Here is a 19,430-nt window from a genome sequence, read left to right on the forward strand (position 1 = left end):
TATCAGTTGGTATTAAGGAACTCAGTGAGAGCGGCAACAACGTCACGGTTCGCTTCCTCTGTGCCGATGGACATGCGAAGCGCGTTGTCGAAGCCGTAAGCGCGCACCTGCCGCAGCACACAGCCGCGGTCCAGCAGATACTCATCTGCATCAGCTGCTCGCTTCCCGTCCTCCTCCGGGAAATGGATGAGAACGAAATTGCCGACGCTTGGGGTTACCCTGAGGCCAATCTTGGTCAATTCCTCAGTTACCCATGGCAACCACTTTTCATTGTGGGCCACCGCCGCTTCAACGAACGCCTGATCCTGCACCGCAGCAGCGCCAGCCGCAATGGCCGCACTGTTCATGTTGAACGGACCGCGAATGCGGTTCAGGGCGTCGATCACGTGATCTGGCGCATAGCCCCACCCAACACGCAGAGCAGCAAGACCATATATCTTGGAGAACGTGCGGGTCATGATGACGTTGTCAGAGGTGGCAACAAGCTCCAGACCGGCCTCATAATCGTTGCGGCGAACGTACTCCGCATAGGCTGCATCCAGAACCAGCAGCGTCGACTTTGGCAAAGCGGAATGCAGACGGCGCACTTCATCAAAAGGAAGATAGGTGCCGGTTGGATTGTTCGGGTTTGCAAGAAAGACAATTTTGGTCTTGCTTGTTACCCGCTCAAGGATGGCATCAACATTGGCCGTACAGTCTGTCTCGGGCGCCACAACAGGCGTCGCCCCTGCAGCCAGAATGGCGATATTGTAAACTAGGAAGCCATGCTCCGAGTAGATCGCTTCATCACCTTCACCAAGATAGGCATAGGCAATAAGGCTCAAGATTTCGTCGGAACCGCAGCCGCAAATGATGTTGCCTGCATTGAGGCCATTCACTTTGGCAATAGCTTCGCGAAGTTCCGTAGCCGCGCCATCGGGGTATAGCTCCAGTGACTTCACTGAGCCGTAGGCTTCCAGTGCGGCGGGGCTGGCACCAAGCGGCGTCTCATTGGAGGACAGCTTATGGAGCTTTCCATGCCCGTTGCCCTTGGACTTGCCGGGAACGTATGGTGCAATCTGCATAACACCAGGGCGGGGAACAGGGCGTAAAACCGGCTGATCCATAAGACTTAGTCCTCTTCACTATCCCGGTCGGACCGTTCATCGGCCTCCGGGTCACCATCAAATTCACCATCAATGTCGATTGGGGCTGCATAGCCACCCACAAGGCGCAGCTTGTCCGGCAGGGCCCCGGAAGCTGAGAAGGCCTCCTGAAGGTCGGCAGAGCTTAAATCACCTGAGACGGCAAGCAATGCATCAACGCCTTCGTAAGTGCGATAAAAACTCAACACTTCAATACCCTGGCTCATCAATGAGACGGGGGGCGTGCCGTTCCAGCGAGCATCATACACCCGCACATCTGTAACAGCCTCTGTGTCATACGCCCCGGCAATCACCAAAGCGGGCAAGTCCGCTGCACGTTCATCCATGACCAGGAACGGCAACCGCGCCACAACCATTGGACCGCTGCTGCCATCGCTGCGAATGCCAAGGCCGCGCCACCACGGCTGCTCAGCGCGCTCTTCAAGCCCGACAATGCCCAGATCCCCGGCATTTTCATGAACTGCAGCCAGCACCGCCGGTGGATCAATCTCCTCAGAAAGCGGCACGTCGAAACCGAAATAGAACCGAGCGCTTTCCATCAACGCTGCTGCATTGCTGGCACCATCCATGTGCAGTGTGACACCGCCCAGCGCCGAAGCGGATCCGGCAATGATCTCACGCCATAAATGCTCGACTGTCAGCAGCGACAATGGTCCGGCATGCGCTTCCACGCGCGCGCGCAGAACTTCAGCCTCGCGCGCTGGATGGTGGAGCGGCTGTGACAAACCGGCGGCTTCTTCAAGAGCCCGTTGCTGTCCCACAAGGGCTGCACGCTCAATCAAAAGTTCGTGTAGCTGCGCATCAACCGCATCGACGCGGGCGCGCACCTCTTTCAAACCTTCAATCTTTTTCATAGGTTCAGTTGGAAATGCCATACCATACCATTCAGGGCTGATGAAGTTACCGCACAGACATAGAAAACTCGGCGAGCGAAATCAAAAGAAAACATTGACACGCTTAGCCCCGGCCCATAGCAAACTTGCAAAATTCTTGTCAAAACAAAGATAAGATGGAACGACGATCCGTTTCCATGCCGGAGATAAAATGACCGACAGCGCTGGTACTGCCACAGGGGCGAGCGAGACCGAAGCAACTGCAACAGAACGCGCAGTTGATGCGATAGGCCAACAGGATGAAGTGAATCACCCATCCAGCAAGGTCATGCGATTTGGTCTGGACATGCCCTTGAAACTTGACGGCGGCACCGAACTTGCGCCTTGGCAAATCGCCTACGAAACCTACGGTAGTCTCAATGAGGAGAAGACCAATGCAATCCTCATTTGCCATGCCTTGACCGGCGACCAATACGTCGCGTCCACCAGTCCCGTGACCGGCAAACCCGGTTGGTGGGAGATGATGGTCGGCCCTGGCAAGCCCGTGGATACGGATCGATTCTTCGTTATTTGCGCCAACGTTCTGGGCGGATGCATGGGCACCACAGGCCCGGCCTCAACCAGTCCTGCAACTGGCGAACCCTACGGCCTCACCATGCCGGTGGTTACAATTGGCGACATGGTCCGCTCCCAAGCAAAGCTTGTGGAAGCGCTCGGCATCGAAACCCTGTTCGCCGTTGTTGGTGGATCAATGGGTGGCATGCAGGTCCTGCAATGGGCCGCAGCTTATCCGGAAAAGGTCTTCGCAGCCGTCCCAATCGCTACTGCACCGCGCCATTCTTCACAAAACATCGCATTCCACGAAGTTGGTCGGCAGGCCGTGATGGCCGATCCGGACTGGCTAAATGGCGACTACGAAAGACATGGCAAACGTCCAACCAAGGGTCTTGCCGTGGCCCGTATGGCGGCGCACATCACCTACATGTCTGACATGTCGCTGCACAACAAGTTCGGGCGCAACCTGCAGAACCGCTCCGAGATCACCTTCGGCTTCGACGCCGATTTCCAGATCGAGAGCTACCTGCGCCATCAAGGCATGACCTTTGTGGACCGGTTCGATGCCAACTCATACCTTTATGTGACACGCGCCATGGACTACTTCGACCTGGCAGCTCAGCACGGGGGCAAACTGGCCAACGCCTTCTTGCACACCAAGACCCGCTTCTGCGTTGTGTCATTCACGACAGACTGGTTGTTCCCCACATCAGAGAGCAAAGCAGTAGTTCAGGCTCTGAATGCTGCGGCAGCCAATGTTTCCTTCGTCGAGATTGACAGCGACCGAGGGCACGACGCATTTCTGCTGAACGAACCAGAGATGTTTGCAACCGTATCCGGCTTCCTGAACAGTGCTGCAGAAGCGCGCGGCCTCAACGCCTGAAGCGCTATGCGTGGCCAGCTCCCTGTTTCTCAAATGGTTTCAAAATCGACATGAACAAGCACGTACCCAACACCATTCGCGGCGACCACCGCCTCATCAGCGATCTGATCACCAAACCCGGCGCGCGAGTTCTCGACATCGGCTGTGCGAACGGAGACCTTTTGGATCACCTTATTCGCAGTCACAATATTGATGGTCGCGGTGTCGAGCTTTCTCAGGCTGGCGTCAACAAATGCGTGGCCCGAGGCCTGTCCGTCGTTCAAGGTGACGCGGATCTGGATCTGAGCGCCTACCCAGATGACGGTTTTGACTACGCAATCCTCAGCCAGACGCTTCAGGCAACAAAAGACCCAAAGCAGGTCATGCAGGAGCTGCTGCGCATCGGCAAAAAAGTTGTCGTGTCCTTCCCAAACTTCGGCCACTGGCGCAACCGCATGCAGCTACTGACCAAAGGCCGCATGCCCGTAACCGACTATCTGCCATACACATGGTACGACACGCCAAACATTCACTTCTGCACCATCCGCGATTTTGTTGAGCTGTCAAAGGAAGTGGACGCCGAGGTTTTGAAGGCACAAGCGCTCAACGCCAAGGGCGAACCCATTGGCTTCAATGCGCCATGGTGGGTGTGGAACCTTATTGGTGATCAGGCCGTCTTTCTTCTCAAGCGCAAGTAGCAGCTCCGCTTAACACCATTCAGCAGCTGGGGTGCGGGTCCTGTTTCCCAGAACCATCCATCGCCTGAACACCCGCCGTTTTGCCGTCCGGCAAGAACACGGGTTGCAACACGCGGGCAAAGCGATTGTTGCGGTTCATAATGCCACGGTAGACCTTCTTTTCAGCCTCTACCACGAGAAGACCAGCAAAAGCAGGCCACAAAACCTGTCCAATGCGCTCAAATGAACGCGCCGACTTCAAAATCATGCGTGACTTCGTGGGTGGCACATAAAGCGCTTCTTCTCGCGTGACCACTGAGAGCATATGGCTTGTCAGAAAGCTCTCCAACTGGGGCCGGGAATAGGGCCTGCCATACCCAAACGGTGACACCTCAGAACGGCACCATGCCCCTCTACGGTTCGGGACAATCGCCAGAAGGCGCCCTCCGGGAGCCAGAACCCGATAGGCTTCCGTCATCAAACCATCAGGGTCATGCGCCATATCCAGCCCATGCACCAGAATAATCCGGTCAATACTCGCATCTGGCAGCGGCAACGCGTCGTTTTCCGTTAGAAACGCAGAGTTGGGCCGCGTGTGCTCACGTGGCCAGCGCATGACGCCTTGTGCCGCAGGCATTGCTGCAAAGAGACGGTTGGATTCTTTCAAATACTGACGCATGAAAGGTGTTGCATACCCAATGCCGAGCATGCTGAGCCCACGCATTTCCGGCCAAATCTCGCGCACACGCGCTCCAACGAGTACACGAAGTGTGCGCCCAAGCGGCAAATCGTAGAACTCGCGAAGATGTCGAACATCAAGATACATGCAGCCGTCCGTGTGTAGTGCAACACTTCCTTTATGGGGTCAGCGCAGTGTTTGCGCAATGCCGGATCAAGGTGCCAGCCAGCCATCGCGACACCTTATCGCCGCCTTTCCCATAATTGCTGGTTGAATTTCAATGGACCTACCCCGATGATCGCCCCTCCGAACTTGCCTAAAACCGGGAGCCCCGTCATGAGTCAGGTCGAATATCGGCAATTTACCTGCCTTTCAGATAACTTCGGCGTCATTGTCCACGACCCGCAGAGCGGCACGACCATCGCTTTGGATGTGCCGGACGCTGCCCCTTACCTCGCTGTGCTTGAGGCCGAGGGCTGGAACCTCACCGACATTCTCATCACCCACCACCACTGGGATCACGTCGGTGGTCTTGGCGAGCTGAAAGAAAAGTCCGGCGCCCGCGTGGTCGGGCCGGCGCGCACCCAGCAAAAACTCTCGGAGATCGAGGTTGGCGTGGAAGACGGCGACCACATTATGGCTGGCCCATTGAAAGTTCGCGCGCTGGCCACGCCCGGCCATACACTGGACCACATAACCTGGTGGTTTGAAGACGCAGGTCTCGCACACACTGGCGATACCCTGTTTGCTTTGGGCTGCGGCCGCCTGTTTGAAGGCGATGCGCAAATGATGTGGGCCTCTCTAACCCATATCGTTGACACGCTGCCTGAGGAAACTGTTTTGTTTTGCGGGCATGAGTACACCCTGTCAAACGCACGCTTTGCCCTGACCATAGATCCGGAAAACACAGAGCTGATCAAGCGTGTGGCAGAAATCGAAGCCTTACGCCGCGAGGACAAGGCAACGCTACCCACAACACTCAAACTTGAGCTGGCTACAAATCCGTTCCTGCGCGCTGCGAACCCCGCCATCCAGAAGCATCTTGGCATGGAGGGGGCCCCGCTCTCCGACGTCTTTGCGGAAATTCGCCAGAGGAAGGATATGGCGTGATGAGCCCCATTTCTGCTGACGACATCATTCGGGAGCTGAACATGCAGCCCCATCCGGAAGGTGGCTACTACGTGGAGACCTTTCGCGATGGCGGAAGCCCACAGCCCCGCGGGGCCTGTACGGCCATCTATTACCTCTTGAAGGAAGGGCAGGTTTCTCACTGGCATAAGGTGGATGCCTGCGAGATCTGGCATTTTTATGCGGGCGATCCCCTCGCCTTGTCCATCAGTGATGGTGAGGCGGCTCCTTCAGTTCTTGAACTGGGAACGGATCTTTTCGCTGGGCAGCGCCCGCAAGGCGTGGTTCCGGCAGGGGCGTGGCAATCAGCGCGCGCCCTCGGAAGCTGGACCCTTGTCGGCTGCACCGTCGCACCAGGGTTTCAGTTTGAAGGGTTTGAACTTGCGCCCAAAGGGTGGGTGCCAGGTGCCAAATGAGTCGCCCTTGACCCCCTAAAAAACAGGGCGACATTTCCCCTGGAAACGGAATTTGCGGTGTTTTTCTGCAAATTCCGTCAGCCAAGAGACGATAAAAACTACAAACAAGACCAAACATTTAGGCCGTTGCGGTAGTTTTATTCATGTTTTTTTGCCGCAACCAATAGCTAAGACATGCAACTGGCGCATATCTCACGAACACCTGCACCAACCTATCCTTTTTCAGAAAAAGCTATACTTACCAAATCAAAAACCTATACTTTTCATGGAATTACAATTTGACCAAAATACAGCCCTTCTCCACGCAAGGAAAACGCTGCTTATGCTATAGTGGCCTGATTGGAGCTCTTTGACAGCTAAAGGGTCGTCAGTGTGCCCATTGCCCCTCTTGCTTTAAAGAGTAGGCCGGGTATTGTGCGCCGCGTTGGACGGCACAAACGCCGCCCGGCGCGTATCTTTTAACTGGAATTAATCATGGCCCAAGGCGACATCAAAAAGGTTGTGCTTGCCTATTCTGGCGGGCTCGACACCTCGATTATTCTCAAGTGGCTCCAGTCCGAATTCGGCTGCGAGGTTGTAACTTTCACCGCGGACCTCGGTCAGGGCGAAGAGCTTGCACCAGCACGACGAAAGGCGGAGCTTCTGGGCGTAAAAGAGATCCATGTTGATGATCTCCGGGAAGAGTTCATTCGGGATTTTGTGTTCCCAATGTTCCGGGCCAACGCTCTGTACGAGGGCGAGTACCTCCTCGGCACCTCCATTGCACGGCCGCTGATTTCCAAGCGCCTTATCGAGATTGCAGAGGAAACCGGTGCCGACGCCGTTGCCCACGGCGCAACAGGCAAGGGCAACGATCAGGTTCGCTTCGAGCTGGCCTGCTATGCCCTCAACCCGGATATCAAGGTGATTGCCCCTTGGCGCGACTGGACGCTTAAATCTCGTAGCGATCTGATCGACTTTGCGGAAAAACATCAGATTCCGGTGCCAAAAGACAAGCGCGGCGAAGCGCCGTTCTCCGTTGACGCAAACATGCTGCACTCTTCTTCAGAAGGTAAGGTTCTGGAAGATCCAGCAGAAGAAGCGCCGGACTATGTGTACCAGCGGACCGTCGATCCAATGGATGCGCCGGACCATGCAACAACACTTGAGATCGGCTTTGAGAAAGGTGACCCCGTTTCCATCAACGGCGTCCACATGTCTCCGGCAACTCTGTTTGCCAAGCTTAACGATTTTGGCCGCGAGAACGGCATCGGACGTCTGGACCTGGTGGAAAACCGGTTCATCGGCATGAAGTCCCGCGGCATCTATGAAACGCCGGGCGGCACCATTTTGATCAAGGCCCACCGGGCGATGGAATCCATCACTCTTGACCGCGACGCAGCACACCTTAAAGACGAGCTGATGCCTCGCTATGCCAAGCTCATCTACAACGGCTTCTGGTACTCTCCAGAGCGTGAGATGCTTCAGGCGGCGATCGACAAGAGCCAGGAAATGGTCAGCGGCACGGTGACCCTTAAGCTCTACAAGGGCAATGTCATGGTTGTCGGCCGGTCTTCTCCGCTCTCGCTCTACTCTGAAGAGCTGGTGACTTTTGAAGACGACAACGGCGCTTACGATCAGAAGGATGCGGCAGGCTTCATCCGGCTCAACGCTCTGCGTCTTCGCACTTTGGCCAAGCGCAAACAGCTGGCGGACAAAGGACAGTAAAAAACCAAATCACCGTCCTGGGGAACAAAATGAACCCGCCTTCGGAAATGAAGGCGGGTTTAACTTTTTCCGTCGCTTGCTTTCAGCTTCTTTCCCTTGCACATAGAGGGCACGTTGGTTCACGTAGGCAGCGCGAGGGCAGAATGAACAGCAGCTGGACAGAAAGAAAAAGCGGCAAGCAAAAGCGCGTGGACGATCCACGGGATCCGTTCGATATCGACTACTCCCGCATTGTGCATTCAGCTTCCTTCCGGCGCCTCCAGGGAAAAACGCAGATCCTCAATCTCGGGGATAGCGACTTCTACCGAACCCGCCTCACCCACTCCATGGAGGTGGCACAGATTGCAGGCGGCCTCGTCAAACAGCTGCGTGGTCTTCTCTCCAGCACACAGCACCCAGCAGCCGAATGGCTGCCCGCCGAAAACCTGGTTCAAACGCTTGGCCTTGCCCATGATCTGGGCCATCCCCCTTTCGGGCATGGGGGTGAAGTGGCACTGAACTATTGCATGCGCGCAAATGGCGGCTTCGAGGGCAATGGGCACAGCCTGCGCATTCTTTCCAAGCTGGAAGCCTTCTCGCCTGAAAACGGCGCAGACCTAACCCGCCGCGTTGCTCTTGGCCTGCTGAAGTACCCCGTTTCATTCAGCGCTGCGAGCAACAGCGACGTCAAACCGCGCCTTCACGCGAACACCACAGCCGTGCAACTCATCGACCACAAGGCATGTGTTCCGCCAAAGGCATACATGGACACGGAACAAGATGTGGTTGATTGGCTGCTTGCACCCTTCAGCATCACCGACCGAGAAGCGTTCGTTGAAGTGCAACCTCGCGCGGGAAAACATGGCAAAGCGAAACACAAGAGCTTTGATTGCTCAATTATGGATGTGGCCGATGACATTGCCTACGGCGTTCACGACTTGGAAGACGCGATTGCTCTGGGCCTGATTACGGAAGATCAGTTCCGCAACCGCATTGGCGATGACACCTGCACGGCGTTTCTGGACGAACAAGCAGAACGCTATTCCGACAAGATTGGCAACAACGCCTTCGAAAAAATGGTAGGAGGCCTGTTTGGCGATGGCTCCCGGCGGAAGATGTACATCTCATTGCTCGTTCATCACTTCATTTCAAATATTGAACTGAAGCAGCTGGATGCATTCGAGCACCCGCTGCTGAAGTACCGCGTGAAGCTGAAGGATCAACCAAACGAGTTCCTTTCAGCTCTGCAGAAACTCGTCGCTGATTTCGTGATCTTCACACCGCGTGTCCAGCATCTGGAGTTCAAAGGCCAAAAAATGGTGGTCTCGGTGTTCGAGGTCTTTGCCTCCGACCCCAAATCTTTCTTACCGGAAGATGCTTATGCAAAATGGACGCAGGCCGATAACGATCCGCGTGTCATCTGCGACTACATCGCTGGAATGACAGATAACTTCCTGCTGAAAACCTACGACCGCCTCTTTAGCCCACGTATGGGCTCGATCTTCGACCGCCAGTAACGCGCTCACCGATCCATTGCGCTGGACTCCTTGACTTCAGACCAGCGACAAACACGGTGCGAAAATGAGAGGTTTGTTCGACACAGACCGCGGATACCATACTGCCCGCCACTACCTATCAATCACTGGTATCTAAATCAGTTCGGGGCATTCATGTGGCAGGCGTTTGAGTACACCAATCAGTTTTTGCTGTGCAATTTGCTCTACAATACAACTGATATGCACTACAAGCGCAGATCAAACGAGTGCCACGAACGCTTGTTCATGGATATCGTTACCCGGGTCGCAAAACCCGAACTGTTTGTTGAGGTCGGCGCCCACGAGGCAGACACGTCACTTACTCTGGCAAAAAAGCTTGAGAACTGCACTGCCTTGGCGCTTGAAGCCGATCCTGAAGTCTTCGAACATTTCGAAATGGAGTTTGATCGCTCTCCACCGCCACCCAACTTTCAATACATCAACAAAGCCGCCTCTGACCGCTCTGGCGTCATTCCGTTTTTCAAGCAAAAACAGAAAGAAACCCAGAGCGACCTGTACAAAAACAATTCTTTGATGCGTAAACCCGGAGAGCTGTACGACACCACCAATGTCGAGTGCGTAACTCTGGATGCCATCTCTCAACCGGAACTAAAGCGCCCGACTGTTTTGCGAATAGATGTCGAGGGGCACCTTTTTGAAGTGCTCAGAGGTGCGACAGAAACCCTCAAAAATACAATAGCAATCTATGCTGAAGTTGAAGACTACGAAATCTGGTCCGGCCAAAAGACAGTTTTTCAGAACTATGAGCTCCTCAAACAGGCTGGGTTTTCGCCTGTAACGCGGGACGTTGAAACACCAGGTCAGTACAACGTGTTTTTCCTTCGGAATGAACTTGCGTTTTCGCGCGCCTATAGAGGCAGAATAGCTCTGTACTTTAAAGAACTATCTGTTCTGAACGAGTTGGCAGGAAGAAACGTCAAGGTTTAAGACAGGAGCTTTGCTTTGAAGTTTTTCTATTTGCGCTTCATCGGGTATTTGAAAAGTCTGATTGAACTTCGCACCATGCGACTTAACATCAAACGCCTGGAAGAAAAAGTTGCAGACGGCAATGCTGAAGTGCCGTTTACAACTGTCACTACTGATCAATATTTCGCTAGGGAGTATGGGAGGAGTAGCGAGCGATTAAACCACCAACTTCATGCACCCCTGTCATCGCGGCGAACCAAACTACTGCTCACAGAAGACTTCCACCTAAACCGGCGAAATTTCTCTTCTCTTCACAAGTACCTCGAGGCTTCAAAAGCCCAAGTAACACTGGGCATCAAGCCAGACACCTATGCCTTCCAGTTGATGCAAGCCAACGGCAATTATGACGAACACAGTTCAGCACTAGCCTCATACTTGAAGAATATTGAAAACAAATCATCCGCCGAGTTGAAGGCTTTAAAGCGGCACAGCACTCCGATCAGAGAACTGGTGTTTGAGGAGCTGCTATGTGCCCGCATTCACCTCAAGCACTGGCAAAGCCAACAAATAGAGAAAGACAGCGCAGTTGTTTTCGATATTGCTTGGGAACATGACCGCACCACTCTGTTAAATTGCTATGCCGCCGCGCTTTTTTGGTTCGATTTCTGGCAGAAAATACCTGACTTGGACAAACAACATATCGCAGTCATATTTTCAGGGTCCCGAATATACTGCAGGACACTCATGCAAATACTGCGAAAAACACAAGTCAGGTGTTATGTAGCCGAAACATTTCTCACGGGAAATCACTTTTATCTGGAGCACAGATACACACCAATCTCTAATTCTTCGAACAGCCGACATTCCAATCACATCGTGGCTGATCTGAACTCAGATCTCGACAGTAAGGCAAAGCGCATCAGAGCCATTCAGGCCCACAATGCCTTTCGCTCAATGAAGAACAAGAATGTTACGCAGCCGCCAGAGCAGGCTCTTTCATTTACACAAGGCTACCAAAACGTCCATCTGATACTCGGACAAGTGATCAATGATTACTCCATCATCTCGGGCGATGGCACGGTTTTGTCCACGATTCCTGCCTACAAGAAAATGATTGAGGCCTTGCTGGCAGATGAAGATGCACTTGTCGTATTCAAGGCGCATCCTTGGGAAACGGCAAAGTACGGTGATCTCGGCAACGTGACGCTCAAGTATCTCCAAGACTGGCAAGAATGCCTGCCAGCTCACCAAAAAGAACGCCTTGTGCTTTTGGAAAACTCGAACTTGCGGCAGCTTCTAAGAGAATGCAGCGGCGTGTTCACGCTGTGCTCGCAAGGCGCGATTGAGGCCGCTCTGGAAGGCTTCAAGCCTTACGTAATAGGTGGTGCCTTCTACGACCAAGGTGGGTTTACCAATAATCTGAGTTCCACAGGTGAACTGCGGAAAATTGTCGAAGACAACAAGCTCGTCTGCACGCTTTCCTTGGAGGAATACGAAGGTCTGGAGGCGTATCTCTCATTCATGATATTGGATCACCTGTTCCTCGCCAACAACTGTCCTTTACATCGAATTTCGGCGATGCTCCAGGAGCCCCAAAGCCTCCCACATATCAAATCCAAGGCCAGCGAAATCAGCATTCGCCCAACCTTCGAAGAGGCGTTGGCATGAAAGTGAACTTCGTCATAACCCGGGACTTGGGCAGCAAGATTTTCGCGGACCTTTTCAGGAGATTTGCCAGAGACGGCCGGTTTGACCTTGCGATCTCAGAAAAGGCACTTCCAGGAGCGGACATCTATCACTTTCACAGACCGCAGCTTGAAGAGCACCTGCCTGCACGCAGCGTTGTGACAGTCCATCACGACCTGGAGGACAGCGACCCCTTTGTATCGTTTGACCGCTTCGAGTCAAAGTACCGTCAAGCAGAGCGCATAATCTGCCTGAACACGGGTCAAGCGGAGTTTCTAGCCCAACACGGAATGCACCACACAGTGGTGGTTCCCCATGGCTACGATCCCAAGCTTTTCAGCAAAAAGCCTCTCCGTACATACAAAACTGGCGAACCTCTCAAGCTCGGCTTCATCTCACGGCGCTATGGCCGCCGCGTCAAGGGAGAGGTCCTTCTGGAAGAGATCTTTCAAACCCTTCCACCGGGCAGCGCAGAGTTTTATCTGATTGGGGAAGGGCGAAGTCAGGATGCCGCCCTTTTAGAGAGCTTTGGCTTTAGCTGCCGTTGTTATGAGTTCCTGCCCTACCAGCTTTTTCCGGAGGTCTACAAGGAGATTGACTTCCTTCTCATGCTCAGTGCGCATGAAGGAGGGCCAGCGAACATTCCGGAAGCTATTGCCTCTGGGACGCCAGTCCTGACCACGCCTGTTGGACTAACAAGAGACTTGATTGTCGACGGCGAGAACGGCCTGTTCCTATCAGGGGACTTTAAGCAAGATCGGGAAACACTGCTTAAAGTGATGAACAACGAAAACGGCATTTTCGATCGATTGACCCAAGGCGCACATATGTCCAACAAGGCGATCACTTGGAACGAGGTCATCTCCCGCCATATTGACATCTATCGCACGGTTTCCGGCATCGCCTCCGCTGGCGAGCCAAAAGAATTAGCAAACTCAACCACATAGCTTCAAATCAGGGCTGACAGAAGTAGTCGCTTGCGCTTCCTGCCAACCCCTTTCGCTTTTACAGATCGAGCACCAGATGCGGAGCGCCATCACTGGTTTTGGCCCACGTCACGCCCTCTGGTGACACGGTGGCGTTGACTCTTTGCCGGTAGGCAGAAAAGCTCTCAAATCTGACCACATCAACCGCCTCGTCAAATTGCAGCGTCAACTGATAGGCATCCCCGTGGCCAATCGGGTGAACTGAGAGCACAGTACCTTCGAAGGGCTGCTTCAAATACCGGCCCGAGACACGGTCACCAATGGAAAGATGAAGTTGTGGTCTGTTGGAAAGGCGTGCGGCGGCCACATTCCAGTTGCGAAAACCAAGCTCCTTTGCAACGTGCTCCAAGGCTTCGGAATGGGTGATCACCTTCCCAATCAGTGCAAGGTTAGCGCGCACTTCACGGGCTCGTTTCTTGGCAGTGCTCAAGGTTGGAACAGACAGAGCTGCGGGCATGAAAGCATCCTTTCATTGTCATCAGCATTACTCTGCGGGTGCCCACATTACCGCAGACCGCTGAAAACTAGGGATCTGCTTGTTATGCCGTGATGACAGAGAGCTTCACCATAAGCCCATTGGCTCGTGAGCGGCAGGCCTCTCAACCTTGTCCACCGTGATAGGGACAACGGACAAGCCTGTCAACCAACAGCGCCGCACTGGTGCTTTCACGCCAACCTGTTGCGCATGAACAAGAAGGGCGCCTGAGCGCCCTTGAGTTCCCTGGCGTAGGACGGATCAAACCTGCGCCAATGCCTGTTCTACATCCGCCAGCAAATCATCCGTGTCTTCAATGCCTATGGAGAGACGCAGGGTCTTGTCAGAAATACCCAGCTCAAGTCGCGCTTCTTCCGCCACACTCTGGTGGGTGGTGGTTGCCGGATGTGTGATCAGGCTCTTGGCATCGCCCAGGTTGTTGGAAAGCTGCACGATGTTCAGCGCGTTGGAGAACTTGAAAGCCGCTTCCTTGCCGCCAGCAAGATCAAACGCCAACATGGTCGAACCACCCCGCATCTGCTTCTTGGCGATCTCCGCCTGAGGATGATCGTCACGGCCAGGATAGACAAGGCGAGAAACAGCGTCATGCTCAGCCAGCAGATTGGCGACCTTGCCTGCAGTATAGGTTTGGCGCTCAACGCGAAGAGGCAGCGTTTCAAGCCCCTTCAGCAGCACCCAGGCATTGAACGGGCTCATGGCCGGGCCAGTGTGCTTATAAGGATCATGGAATTCTTCGGTGATCCACTTCTCATCAGAAAGCACCACACCCCCGAGGCAGCGTCCCTGCCCATCGATGTGCTTGGTGGCGGAATATATCACCACATCAGCGCCCAGCGCCAGAGGCGATTGCCAAATGGCAGTTGCAAACACATTGTCGACGATCAGACGCGCACCGGCGTTGTGCATGAGATCTGCAACGGCCTGAATATCAATCACATCCAACGTCGGGTTGGTTGGACTTTCCATGAAGGCGACTTTGGTGTTCGGGCGCAGAGCTGCCTTCCATTGCTCAAAATCAGTCCCGTCAATAAGGGTCGATTCGACCCCGAAACGAGGCAGCAACTGCTCGATGATGTATCGGCAAGACCCAAACAGGGCCTTCGGTGCAATCACGTGATCGCCCGCCCTCACTGAAGCCATCAGGGCAGAATGCACAGCTGCCATACCGGAGGCGGTCGCCCGCGCAGCCTCTGCGCCCTCGATCTCGCACATGCGCTTTTCAAACATGGAGACGGTGGGGTTTGCATAGCGAGAATAGATGTAGCCCGGCTCCTCGCCCAGAAAACGAGCCTCTGCCGCTTCAGCACTGCCATACACAAAGCCCTGTGTCAGATACATGGCTTCAGACGTTTCACCAAAACTGGATCGCGTGGTCCCTCCATGCACGAGTTTGGTGGCTGGCTTCCAAGTGTCTTTGTTGTCTGTGCTCATTATGCGTCCTTGCCATCATCGGTTTTCGAGAACTGCCCTGCTCATAGAGTGGCCCGTTTCTGAAAACAAAAAACCCCGGCCGAAATAGCCAGGGTCTTGCTACAAGAACCCGGCCCTTTAGCAACTTATTTTACGTGGCAGCAAGCCGGCCGGCCCAAATCACCACAAAACAGGCCTTTTGATTAGGCCAAAGACAAGGGTGCGTCAAACAAATTTGTGGCCCTGCTTTCTTGAAGTATCCTCAAAACCAGATCACAGAAGCCTTGGCCTGTGCCTCATTGTCCTGTAATCACGGAAGTCACTTGAGAAAACACGAGCTGCGCTTTACTGCAGTTGAGCAGACAGCAAATCAGATCATGGGACCTACCGGTATGGGTGGAATTCTTCCTGCGAAAACAATCGCCAACATGTTTGCAACCGGGGCCATTTCGGCGCCGCGCAAACCAGATGAAGACCAGATCCAGCCTGCGAGCCTGGACCTCCGGCTGGGAGCCAAGGCGTGGCGCGTTCGTGCCTCTTTCCTCCCGGGTCCCGGTGCCCTTGTGGAAGACAAGCTGCAAAACCTCATTTTGCATGAAATTGATCTGACCAAAGGCGCCGTGCTGGAAACCGGGTGCGTTTACATCGTAAAGCTTCAGGAAGCCCTGAAGCTGCCTGAGGGCCTGTCCGCCACCACAAATCCAAAGAGCTCCACGGGCCGCATTGATGTGTTCACCCGTGTCATTGCCGATGAAGGCCGCGCCTTTGACAGTGTCCGCGAAGGCTACTCCGGCCCGCTTTACGCAGAAATTTCCCCGCGCACTTTCCCTGTCCTCGTGCGTGAAGGCACCCGCCTCTCACAGATCCGCTTCAGAAATGGAGATGCCCTGATCTCAGATGAAGAGCTTCTCAAGGTGCATGAAGAGCACACACTGGTGTCGGGCGGAGACGATCTGATCGGCGGCGGCGTGCAGCTCTCAATCGACTTGAAGGGCACGGGCAAGGATAGCCTCATCGGATACCGCGCCAAACGCCATACTGGCGTCATCGACGTGGACAAGAAAGAAGCGCAAACCCCGGAGGAGTTCTGGGAGCCGATTTATAACCGCGGCGATGCCTCGCTAATCTTGGACCCCAACGAGTTTTACATTCTGGTGTCGCAGGAAGCCGTTCACGTGCCGCCCATGTACGCCGCCGAAATGGTACCCTTTGATCCGCTGGTGGGTGAATTTCGCGTGCACTACGCTGGCTTCTTTGATCCGGGCTTTGGTCACTCGACAGTCGGAGGTTCCGGCTCCCGTGCTGTTCTCGAAGTACGCTCTCATGAAGTGCCCTTTATCGTGGAGCATGGTCAGACAGTCGGACGTCTCGTTTACGAAACCATGCAGGAACGGCCTGAAACCCTCTATGGCGAGGGGATTGGCTCCAACTACCAGGGCCAGGCCCTCAAGCTGTCCAAGCACTTTAAAAAGCCTCAGAAGCAGAACTAGACAACTCACGGAAACGCATGCCGCTCTATACGGTCACTCGGGAATTTCAGGCTGAGCTGGAAGAGAAGAAGTCTCGCTTCCTCGCTTTTCTGGTTCCCTATGACCGCTTCGAAACCCGCCTCTCCGAACTGCGCGATCAACACCGCAAAGCCAACCATCATGTCACCGCGTTCCGGCGCATGCTGGATGAGGGGCGTATTGATGAAGGGGCAAAGGATGATGGCGAGCCCGCCGGAACATCCGGCATGCCTATGCTCAAGACCATGATCGGCGCCAGGCTCATCAACTGCGGCATTATCGTAGTGCGATATTTCGGCGGCACAAAGCTGGGCACAGGCGGTTTGGCACGGGCGTATTCCGGCGCTGCAAACGCGGCCATAAACTGTGCCGAATTGGAACAATGGTTCCCGATCAAGACAAAGAAGGTCTCCGTTTCCTTTGCCGACACCTCTGAGCTTGAACGCCGTATCTCCCTGCTATCCTTGAGAGTTTTGGACCGCACTTTCACAGAGGACGGTGCCACACTGCTCATCGAGGGGCCAGAAGAGACCCTCGCCCAGCTCTAAGCACAGCCCTCAAGATCTCAGAGCCTGCTTATTCACCCCAAACCAGTCTTGGGCAACAAGTCGGGACTGTCGCCCTGTTGGTCGCCGTGAAATCGTTAAGCAAAGATTAACGCTTGGCACAGGGCTTGCGAAGCATACACCGCAAGGCCACGGCCTGCCCCAAATTGGGACAGCGCCTGCGGGGAGGATGTATGCGAGTAACCCGACTGACTGCCAGTACTGAGTATCATGCGGACCGTGCCACGGTGCGCAGAGGCCCGACCCTACGCGCGGCACACCAACACCGTGCAACCCATGTCCCAAATCGTCCTCATCGCTCAGGCCGTGCGCTTGTCCCGGTTGATGGCACGCCATCTGACGGCGCCACAGCTCAGGAAGACAACCTTGGCCAGATTGTCTCGTACCGCAGCAACGCACCCTTTGTAGCGCACCTGATTGCCGTGAGAGACAAGGATCCGCAAACCCGTGAGAAACGGCGCGCCGATCCGCAGACCTCAAGCATGAGCTATAAGGCAACGTTTAAATCGACCCGACGATTTGGCTGCGGCCGCATCCTCACGCACTCAGCTTGAACCCGAAAATCCCCTTGGCACACTTCGGTCGGACGCCTCGGGGACACGCTTCGGGGATTTTCTTTTGCGCCGCCTCAATAGCCCAGCGCGCAGCCGTCTTTACGCGGGTCAGACCCGCCAACAAGGCCGCCATTGACACGGTCAAACAAAATGGCCTGTCCACCCCCGATGGCGGCGGTTGTCCGTTCCACTTCGTGCCCCCGTGCGTGCAGGCTGGCTATTGTCGCCTCAGGTACATGCATTTCCGCAATCAGCGAGAGGTTGCGCTCATTCAAAAACAGCCGGGGGCAATCAAGGGCAGCTTGAACGTCCATGCCGTAGTCCAACATGTTTGAAAGGACGTGCGCATGACCGCAAGGTTGATAGCCGCCGCCCATCACCCCGAAAGAAAGAAACGCTTTGCCGTCCCTCATCGCCATCGCCGGAATGATGGTGTGCAATGGCCGCTTGCCTCCCGAGAGCTCATTGTCATGCCCCGCTTCCAGTGAGAAACAAGAGCCCCGGTTTTGAAGCAAGACACCGGAATTTGGCGCAGTAATGCCGGATCCGAAGCCATTGTAGAGGGAGTTGATAAGCGACACCGCCATGCCATCGGCATCGACCACACTCAGATAAACCGTATCGGAACTTGGGCAGAGGATCTGTTCAGTCTGCCGCGGCAGCGCAGCATCCATGCGGATCATGCCTGCAAGACGGTCAATGTAGTTCTCTTGGAGAAACTCACTCGCTGAAAAACGCATGGATTCCGGATCGGCCAAAAACCGGTCTCTCCCGGCATAGGCCAGCTTGGCTGCTTCCATCTGCAAGTGGAACCGATCGCCACCCAGCGGATCAAGCCCCTCCTGATCGAAGCGCTTCAGGATTTCCAGCATGACAAGCGCAATGATGCCCTGCCCGTTCGGCGGCAGCTCCGCTACCGTCACACCGCGATAGTCCGTTGTGATCGGCGTCAGATCATCAGCTTCCATCGCAGAAAAGTCATCAAGGGTGAGATAGCTTCCCTTTGCCCGCAACGTGGTCACCATATCCTCGGCAATTGCGCCCTCGTAGAAAGCCGAGGAACCGCTCTCCGCAACTGCCCGCAACGTCTCTGCTAACGCAGGCAGGCGCATCACTTCACCGGTGTGCGGTGCTCTCCCGTCTTTCAGGTAGAACCGCGTCGATCCGGCATCCTTACGCAACAGATCTACCTTTTGCTGCCAGTCTGCTGCCACGCGCGGCGCAACCGCAAAGCCCTTGTCGGCATACTCGATGGCACGGCCAAACACTTTGGCTAAGCCAAAACGGCCATGGTCTTTGAGCAACTTTTCCCAGCCGCGAATGGCACCAGGTACGGTGACGGAGTGAACGGAGTCAGCGGCGATCTCTGTTTCCCCTGCATCGCGCAGCTTCTGAGCAGAGACGTCTTGGGCGGCCCTACCGGAGGCGTTCATGCCATGCAGACGGCCATCAGGCGTCGCCACCAGGCTGAAGCAGTCACCGCCAATGCCCGTCATGTGCGGCTCAACAACGGCAAGCACGGCGATGGCCGCAACGGCAGCATCTGCTGCGTTTCCCCCGTCTCTCAAAATTTCGAGGGCCGCTTGAGTTGCCAACGGATGTGACGTGGCCGCCATGGCATTGGGCGCATACACCGGCGAACGCCCGGGTGCCTGAAAATCTCTGAACATGAATTATCCCCCACTATACCGAGCATTTTTCGGCATCAGTGTTTTTCGAAAACAAACACTAATCGAAAATACGTAGAGATGCTAAGCCAGATCAGAACACAAAACAAATCA

General features: G+C 54.8%; 18 protein-coding genes and 1 riboswitch. Of the genes, 12 read left to right on the forward strand and 6 right to left on the reverse strand.

The genetic code is table 11. The features are described 5' to 3' along the window. Positions 1-2 precede the first annotated feature (2 nt). The gene (gene hisC / locus Q3Y58_RS15435; protein ID WP_319622845.1) at positions 3-1,106 is read right to left on the reverse strand and encodes a histidinol-phosphate transaminase; all 1,104 of its coding nucleotides are present in this window, start codon (positions 1,104-1,106) and stop codon (positions 3-5) included. A gap of 5 nt (positions 1,107-1,111) precedes the next feature. Next, positions 1,112-1,999 (reverse strand): chorismate mutase, encoded by an 888-nt coding sequence (locus Q3Y58_RS15440; protein WP_319622846.1) that lies wholly within the window; start codon positions 1,997-1,999, stop codon positions 1,112-1,114. Between the two features lie 190 nt (positions 2,000-2,189). On the opposite strand from Q3Y58_RS15440, the gene metX reads away from it, so the two are divergent. Together metX and metW are read left to right on the forward strand one after the other, a co-directional pair. Continuing rightward, positions 2,190-3,416, forward strand: a complete 1,227-nt coding sequence (gene metX / locus Q3Y58_RS15445) for a homoserine O-acetyltransferase MetX (protein ID WP_319622847.1) — start codon at positions 2,190-2,192, stop codon at positions 3,414-3,416. 50 nt (positions 3,417-3,466) lie between these two features. Beyond that, complete coding sequence (gene metW / locus Q3Y58_RS15450) at positions 3,467-4,093, forward strand: methionine biosynthesis protein MetW (RefSeq protein WP_274217546.1); 627 nt, start codon at positions 3,467-3,469, stop codon at positions 4,091-4,093. A gap of 19 nt (positions 4,094-4,112) precedes the next feature. Here the strand turns inward: metW and Q3Y58_RS15455 are convergent, their stop codons facing one another. Further along, complete coding sequence (locus Q3Y58_RS15455) at positions 4,113-4,898, reverse strand: methyltransferase domain-containing protein (protein ID WP_274217547.1); 786 nt, start codon at positions 4,896-4,898, stop codon at positions 4,113-4,115. Between the two features lie 189 nt (positions 4,899-5,087). Between Q3Y58_RS15455 and gloB the strand changes: the two genes are divergently transcribed. From gloB to Q3Y58_RS15490, 7 genes are all read left to right on the forward strand, one after another. Continuing rightward, entirely contained in the window at positions 5,088-5,861 is a 774-nt protein-coding gene (gloB, locus tag Q3Y58_RS15460; RefSeq protein ID WP_319622848.1) for a hydroxyacylglutathione hydrolase, read from the forward strand. After that, positions 5,861-6,295: a cupin domain-containing protein gene (locus Q3Y58_RS15465; protein ID WP_319622849.1), complete on the forward strand. Its 435-nt coding sequence runs from the start codon at positions 5,861-5,863 to the stop codon at positions 6,293-6,295. Before gloB ends, Q3Y58_RS15465 begins: the two co-directional genes overlap by 1 nt. A gap of 474 nt (positions 6,296-6,769) precedes the next feature. Continuing rightward, the gene (locus tag Q3Y58_RS15470; RefSeq protein WP_274217550.1) at positions 6,770-8,002 is read left to right on the forward strand and encodes an argininosuccinate synthase; all 1,233 of its coding nucleotides are present in this window, start codon (positions 6,770-6,772) and stop codon (positions 8,000-8,002) included. Positions 8,003-8,145: 143 nt separating this feature from the next. Beyond that, positions 8,146-9,498: an anti-phage deoxyguanosine triphosphatase gene (locus Q3Y58_RS15475; RefSeq protein WP_319622850.1), complete on the forward strand. Its 1,353-nt coding sequence runs from the start codon at positions 8,146-8,148 to the stop codon at positions 9,496-9,498. Between the two features lie 153 nt (positions 9,499-9,651). Then, positions 9,652-10,464, forward strand: coding sequence for an FkbM family methyltransferase (locus tag Q3Y58_RS15480; RefSeq protein ID WP_319622851.1), 813 nt, complete (start codon positions 9,652-9,654; stop codon positions 10,462-10,464). Positions 10,465-10,479: 15 nt separating this feature from the next. Continuing rightward, a complete protein-coding gene (locus Q3Y58_RS15485) occupies positions 10,480-12,111 on the forward strand; it encodes a capsular polysaccharide export protein, LipB/KpsS family (protein WP_319622852.1) in 1,632 nt (543 codons plus the stop codon). Continuing rightward, on the forward strand, positions 12,108-13,076 hold the full coding sequence (locus tag Q3Y58_RS15490; RefSeq protein WP_319622853.1) for a glycosyltransferase family 4 protein: 969 nt from the start codon (positions 12,108-12,110) through the stop codon (positions 13,074-13,076). Before Q3Y58_RS15485 ends, Q3Y58_RS15490 begins: the two co-directional genes overlap by 4 nt. A gap of 58 nt (positions 13,077-13,134) precedes the next feature. Here Q3Y58_RS15490 and Q3Y58_RS15495 read toward each other — a convergent pair whose 3' ends face one another. Together Q3Y58_RS15495 and Q3Y58_RS15500 are read right to left on the reverse strand one after the other, a co-directional pair. Continuing rightward, a complete protein-coding gene (locus Q3Y58_RS15495; protein WP_319622854.1) occupies positions 13,135-13,572 on the reverse strand; it encodes a glyoxalase superfamily protein in 438 nt (145 codons plus the stop codon). A gap of 279 nt (positions 13,573-13,851) precedes the next feature. Beyond that, entirely contained in the window at positions 13,852-15,042 is a 1,191-nt protein-coding gene (locus Q3Y58_RS15500) for an O-succinylhomoserine sulfhydrylase (protein WP_274217556.1), read from the reverse strand. 97 nt (positions 15,043-15,139) lie between these two features. Continuing rightward, positions 15,140-15,218, reverse strand: a riboswitch (SAM riboswitch). Between the two features lie 195 nt (positions 15,219-15,413). Between Q3Y58_RS15500 and Q3Y58_RS15505 the strand changes: the two genes are divergently transcribed. From Q3Y58_RS15505 to Q3Y58_RS15515, 3 genes are all read left to right on the forward strand, one after another. Continuing rightward, positions 15,414-16,511, forward strand: coding sequence for a 2'-deoxycytidine 5'-triphosphate deaminase (locus tag Q3Y58_RS15505; protein ID WP_319622897.1), 1,098 nt, complete (start codon positions 15,414-15,416; stop codon positions 16,509-16,511). 17 nt (positions 16,512-16,528) lie between these two features. Further along, positions 16,529-17,077: an IMPACT family protein gene (locus tag Q3Y58_RS15510; RefSeq protein ID WP_319622855.1), complete on the forward strand. Its 549-nt coding sequence runs from the start codon at positions 16,529-16,531 to the stop codon at positions 17,075-17,077. A 191-nt stretch (positions 17,078-17,268) separates the two neighbouring features. After that, positions 17,269-17,649 carry a hypothetical protein gene (locus Q3Y58_RS15515; RefSeq protein ID WP_319622856.1) on the forward strand — a complete coding sequence of 127 codons (381 nt, stop codon included), beginning with the start codon at positions 17,269-17,271 and terminating at the stop codon, positions 17,647-17,649. A gap of 74 nt (positions 17,650-17,723) precedes the next feature. Here the strand turns inward: Q3Y58_RS15515 and ggt are convergent, their stop codons facing one another. Further along, positions 17,724-19,319, reverse strand: a complete 1,596-nt coding sequence (gene ggt, locus Q3Y58_RS15520; RefSeq protein ID WP_319622857.1) for a gamma-glutamyltransferase — start codon at positions 19,317-19,319, stop codon at positions 17,724-17,726. Between the last annotated feature and the right edge of the window lie 111 nt (positions 19,320-19,430).

This window comes from Nesiotobacter zosterae (assembly GCF_033843645.1).
GTDB classification, from domain to species: Bacteria; Pseudomonadota; Alphaproteobacteria; order Rhizobiales; family Stappiaceae; genus Pseudovibrio; species Pseudovibrio zosterae.

Bases quoted from the DNA above. Each gene is read 5' to 3' on its own strand.
- Q3Y58_RS15500 (WP_274217556.1), bottom strand. From the start codon at position 15,042: ATGAGCACAGACAACAAAGACACTTGGAAGCCAGCCACCAAACTCGTG.
- Q3Y58_RS15490 (WP_319622853.1), top strand. From the start codon at position 12,108: ATGAAAGTGAACTTCGTCATAACCCGGGACTTGGGCAGCAAGATTTTC.
- Q3Y58_RS15505 (WP_319622897.1), top strand. From the start codon at position 15,414: ATGGGTGGAATTCTTCCTGCGAAAACAATCGCCAACATGTTTGCAACC.
- gloB (WP_319622848.1), top strand. From the start codon at position 5,088: ATGAGTCAGGTCGAATATCGGCAATTTACCTGCCTTTCAGATAACTTC.
- Q3Y58_RS15440 (WP_319622846.1), bottom strand. From the start codon at position 1,999: ATGAAAAAGATTGAAGGTTTGAAAGAGGTGCGCGCCCGCGTCGATGCG.
- Q3Y58_RS15495 (WP_319622854.1), bottom strand. From the start codon at position 13,572: ATGCCCGCAGCTCTGTCTGTTCCAACCTTGAGCACTGCCAAGAAACGA.
- Q3Y58_RS15515 (WP_319622856.1), top strand. From the start codon at position 17,269: ATGCGAGTAACCCGACTGACTGCCAGTACTGAGTATCATGCGGACCGT.
- Q3Y58_RS15480 (WP_319622851.1), top strand. From the start codon at position 9,652: ATGTGGCAGGCGTTTGAGTACACCAATCAGTTTTTGCTGTGCAATTTG.
- Q3Y58_RS15475 (WP_319622850.1), top strand. From the start codon at position 8,146: ATGAACAGCAGCTGGACAGAAAGAAAAAGCGGCAAGCAAAAGCGCGTG.
- metX (WP_319622847.1), top strand. From the start codon at position 2,190: ATGACCGACAGCGCTGGTACTGCCACAGGGGCGAGCGAGACCGAAGCA.
- Q3Y58_RS15465 (WP_319622849.1), top strand. From the start codon at position 5,861: ATGAGCCCCATTTCTGCTGACGACATCATTCGGGAGCTGAACATGCAG.
- metW (WP_274217546.1), top strand. From the start codon at position 3,467: ATGAACAAGCACGTACCCAACACCATTCGCGGCGACCACCGCCTCATC.
- hisC (WP_319622845.1), bottom strand. From the start codon at position 1,106: ATGGATCAGCCGGTTTTACGCCCTGTTCCCCGCCCTGGTGTTATGCAG.
- ggt (WP_319622857.1), bottom strand. From the start codon at position 19,319: ATGTTCAGAGATTTTCAGGCACCCGGGCGTTCGCCGGTGTATGCGCCC.
- Q3Y58_RS15455 (WP_274217547.1), bottom strand. From the start codon at position 4,898: ATGTATCTTGATGTTCGACATCTTCGCGAGTTCTACGATTTGCCGCTT.
- Q3Y58_RS15470 (WP_274217550.1), top strand. From the start codon at position 6,770: ATGGCCCAAGGCGACATCAAAAAGGTTGTGCTTGCCTATTCTGGCGGG.
- Q3Y58_RS15510 (WP_319622855.1), top strand. From the start codon at position 16,529: ATGCCGCTCTATACGGTCACTCGGGAATTTCAGGCTGAGCTGGAAGAG.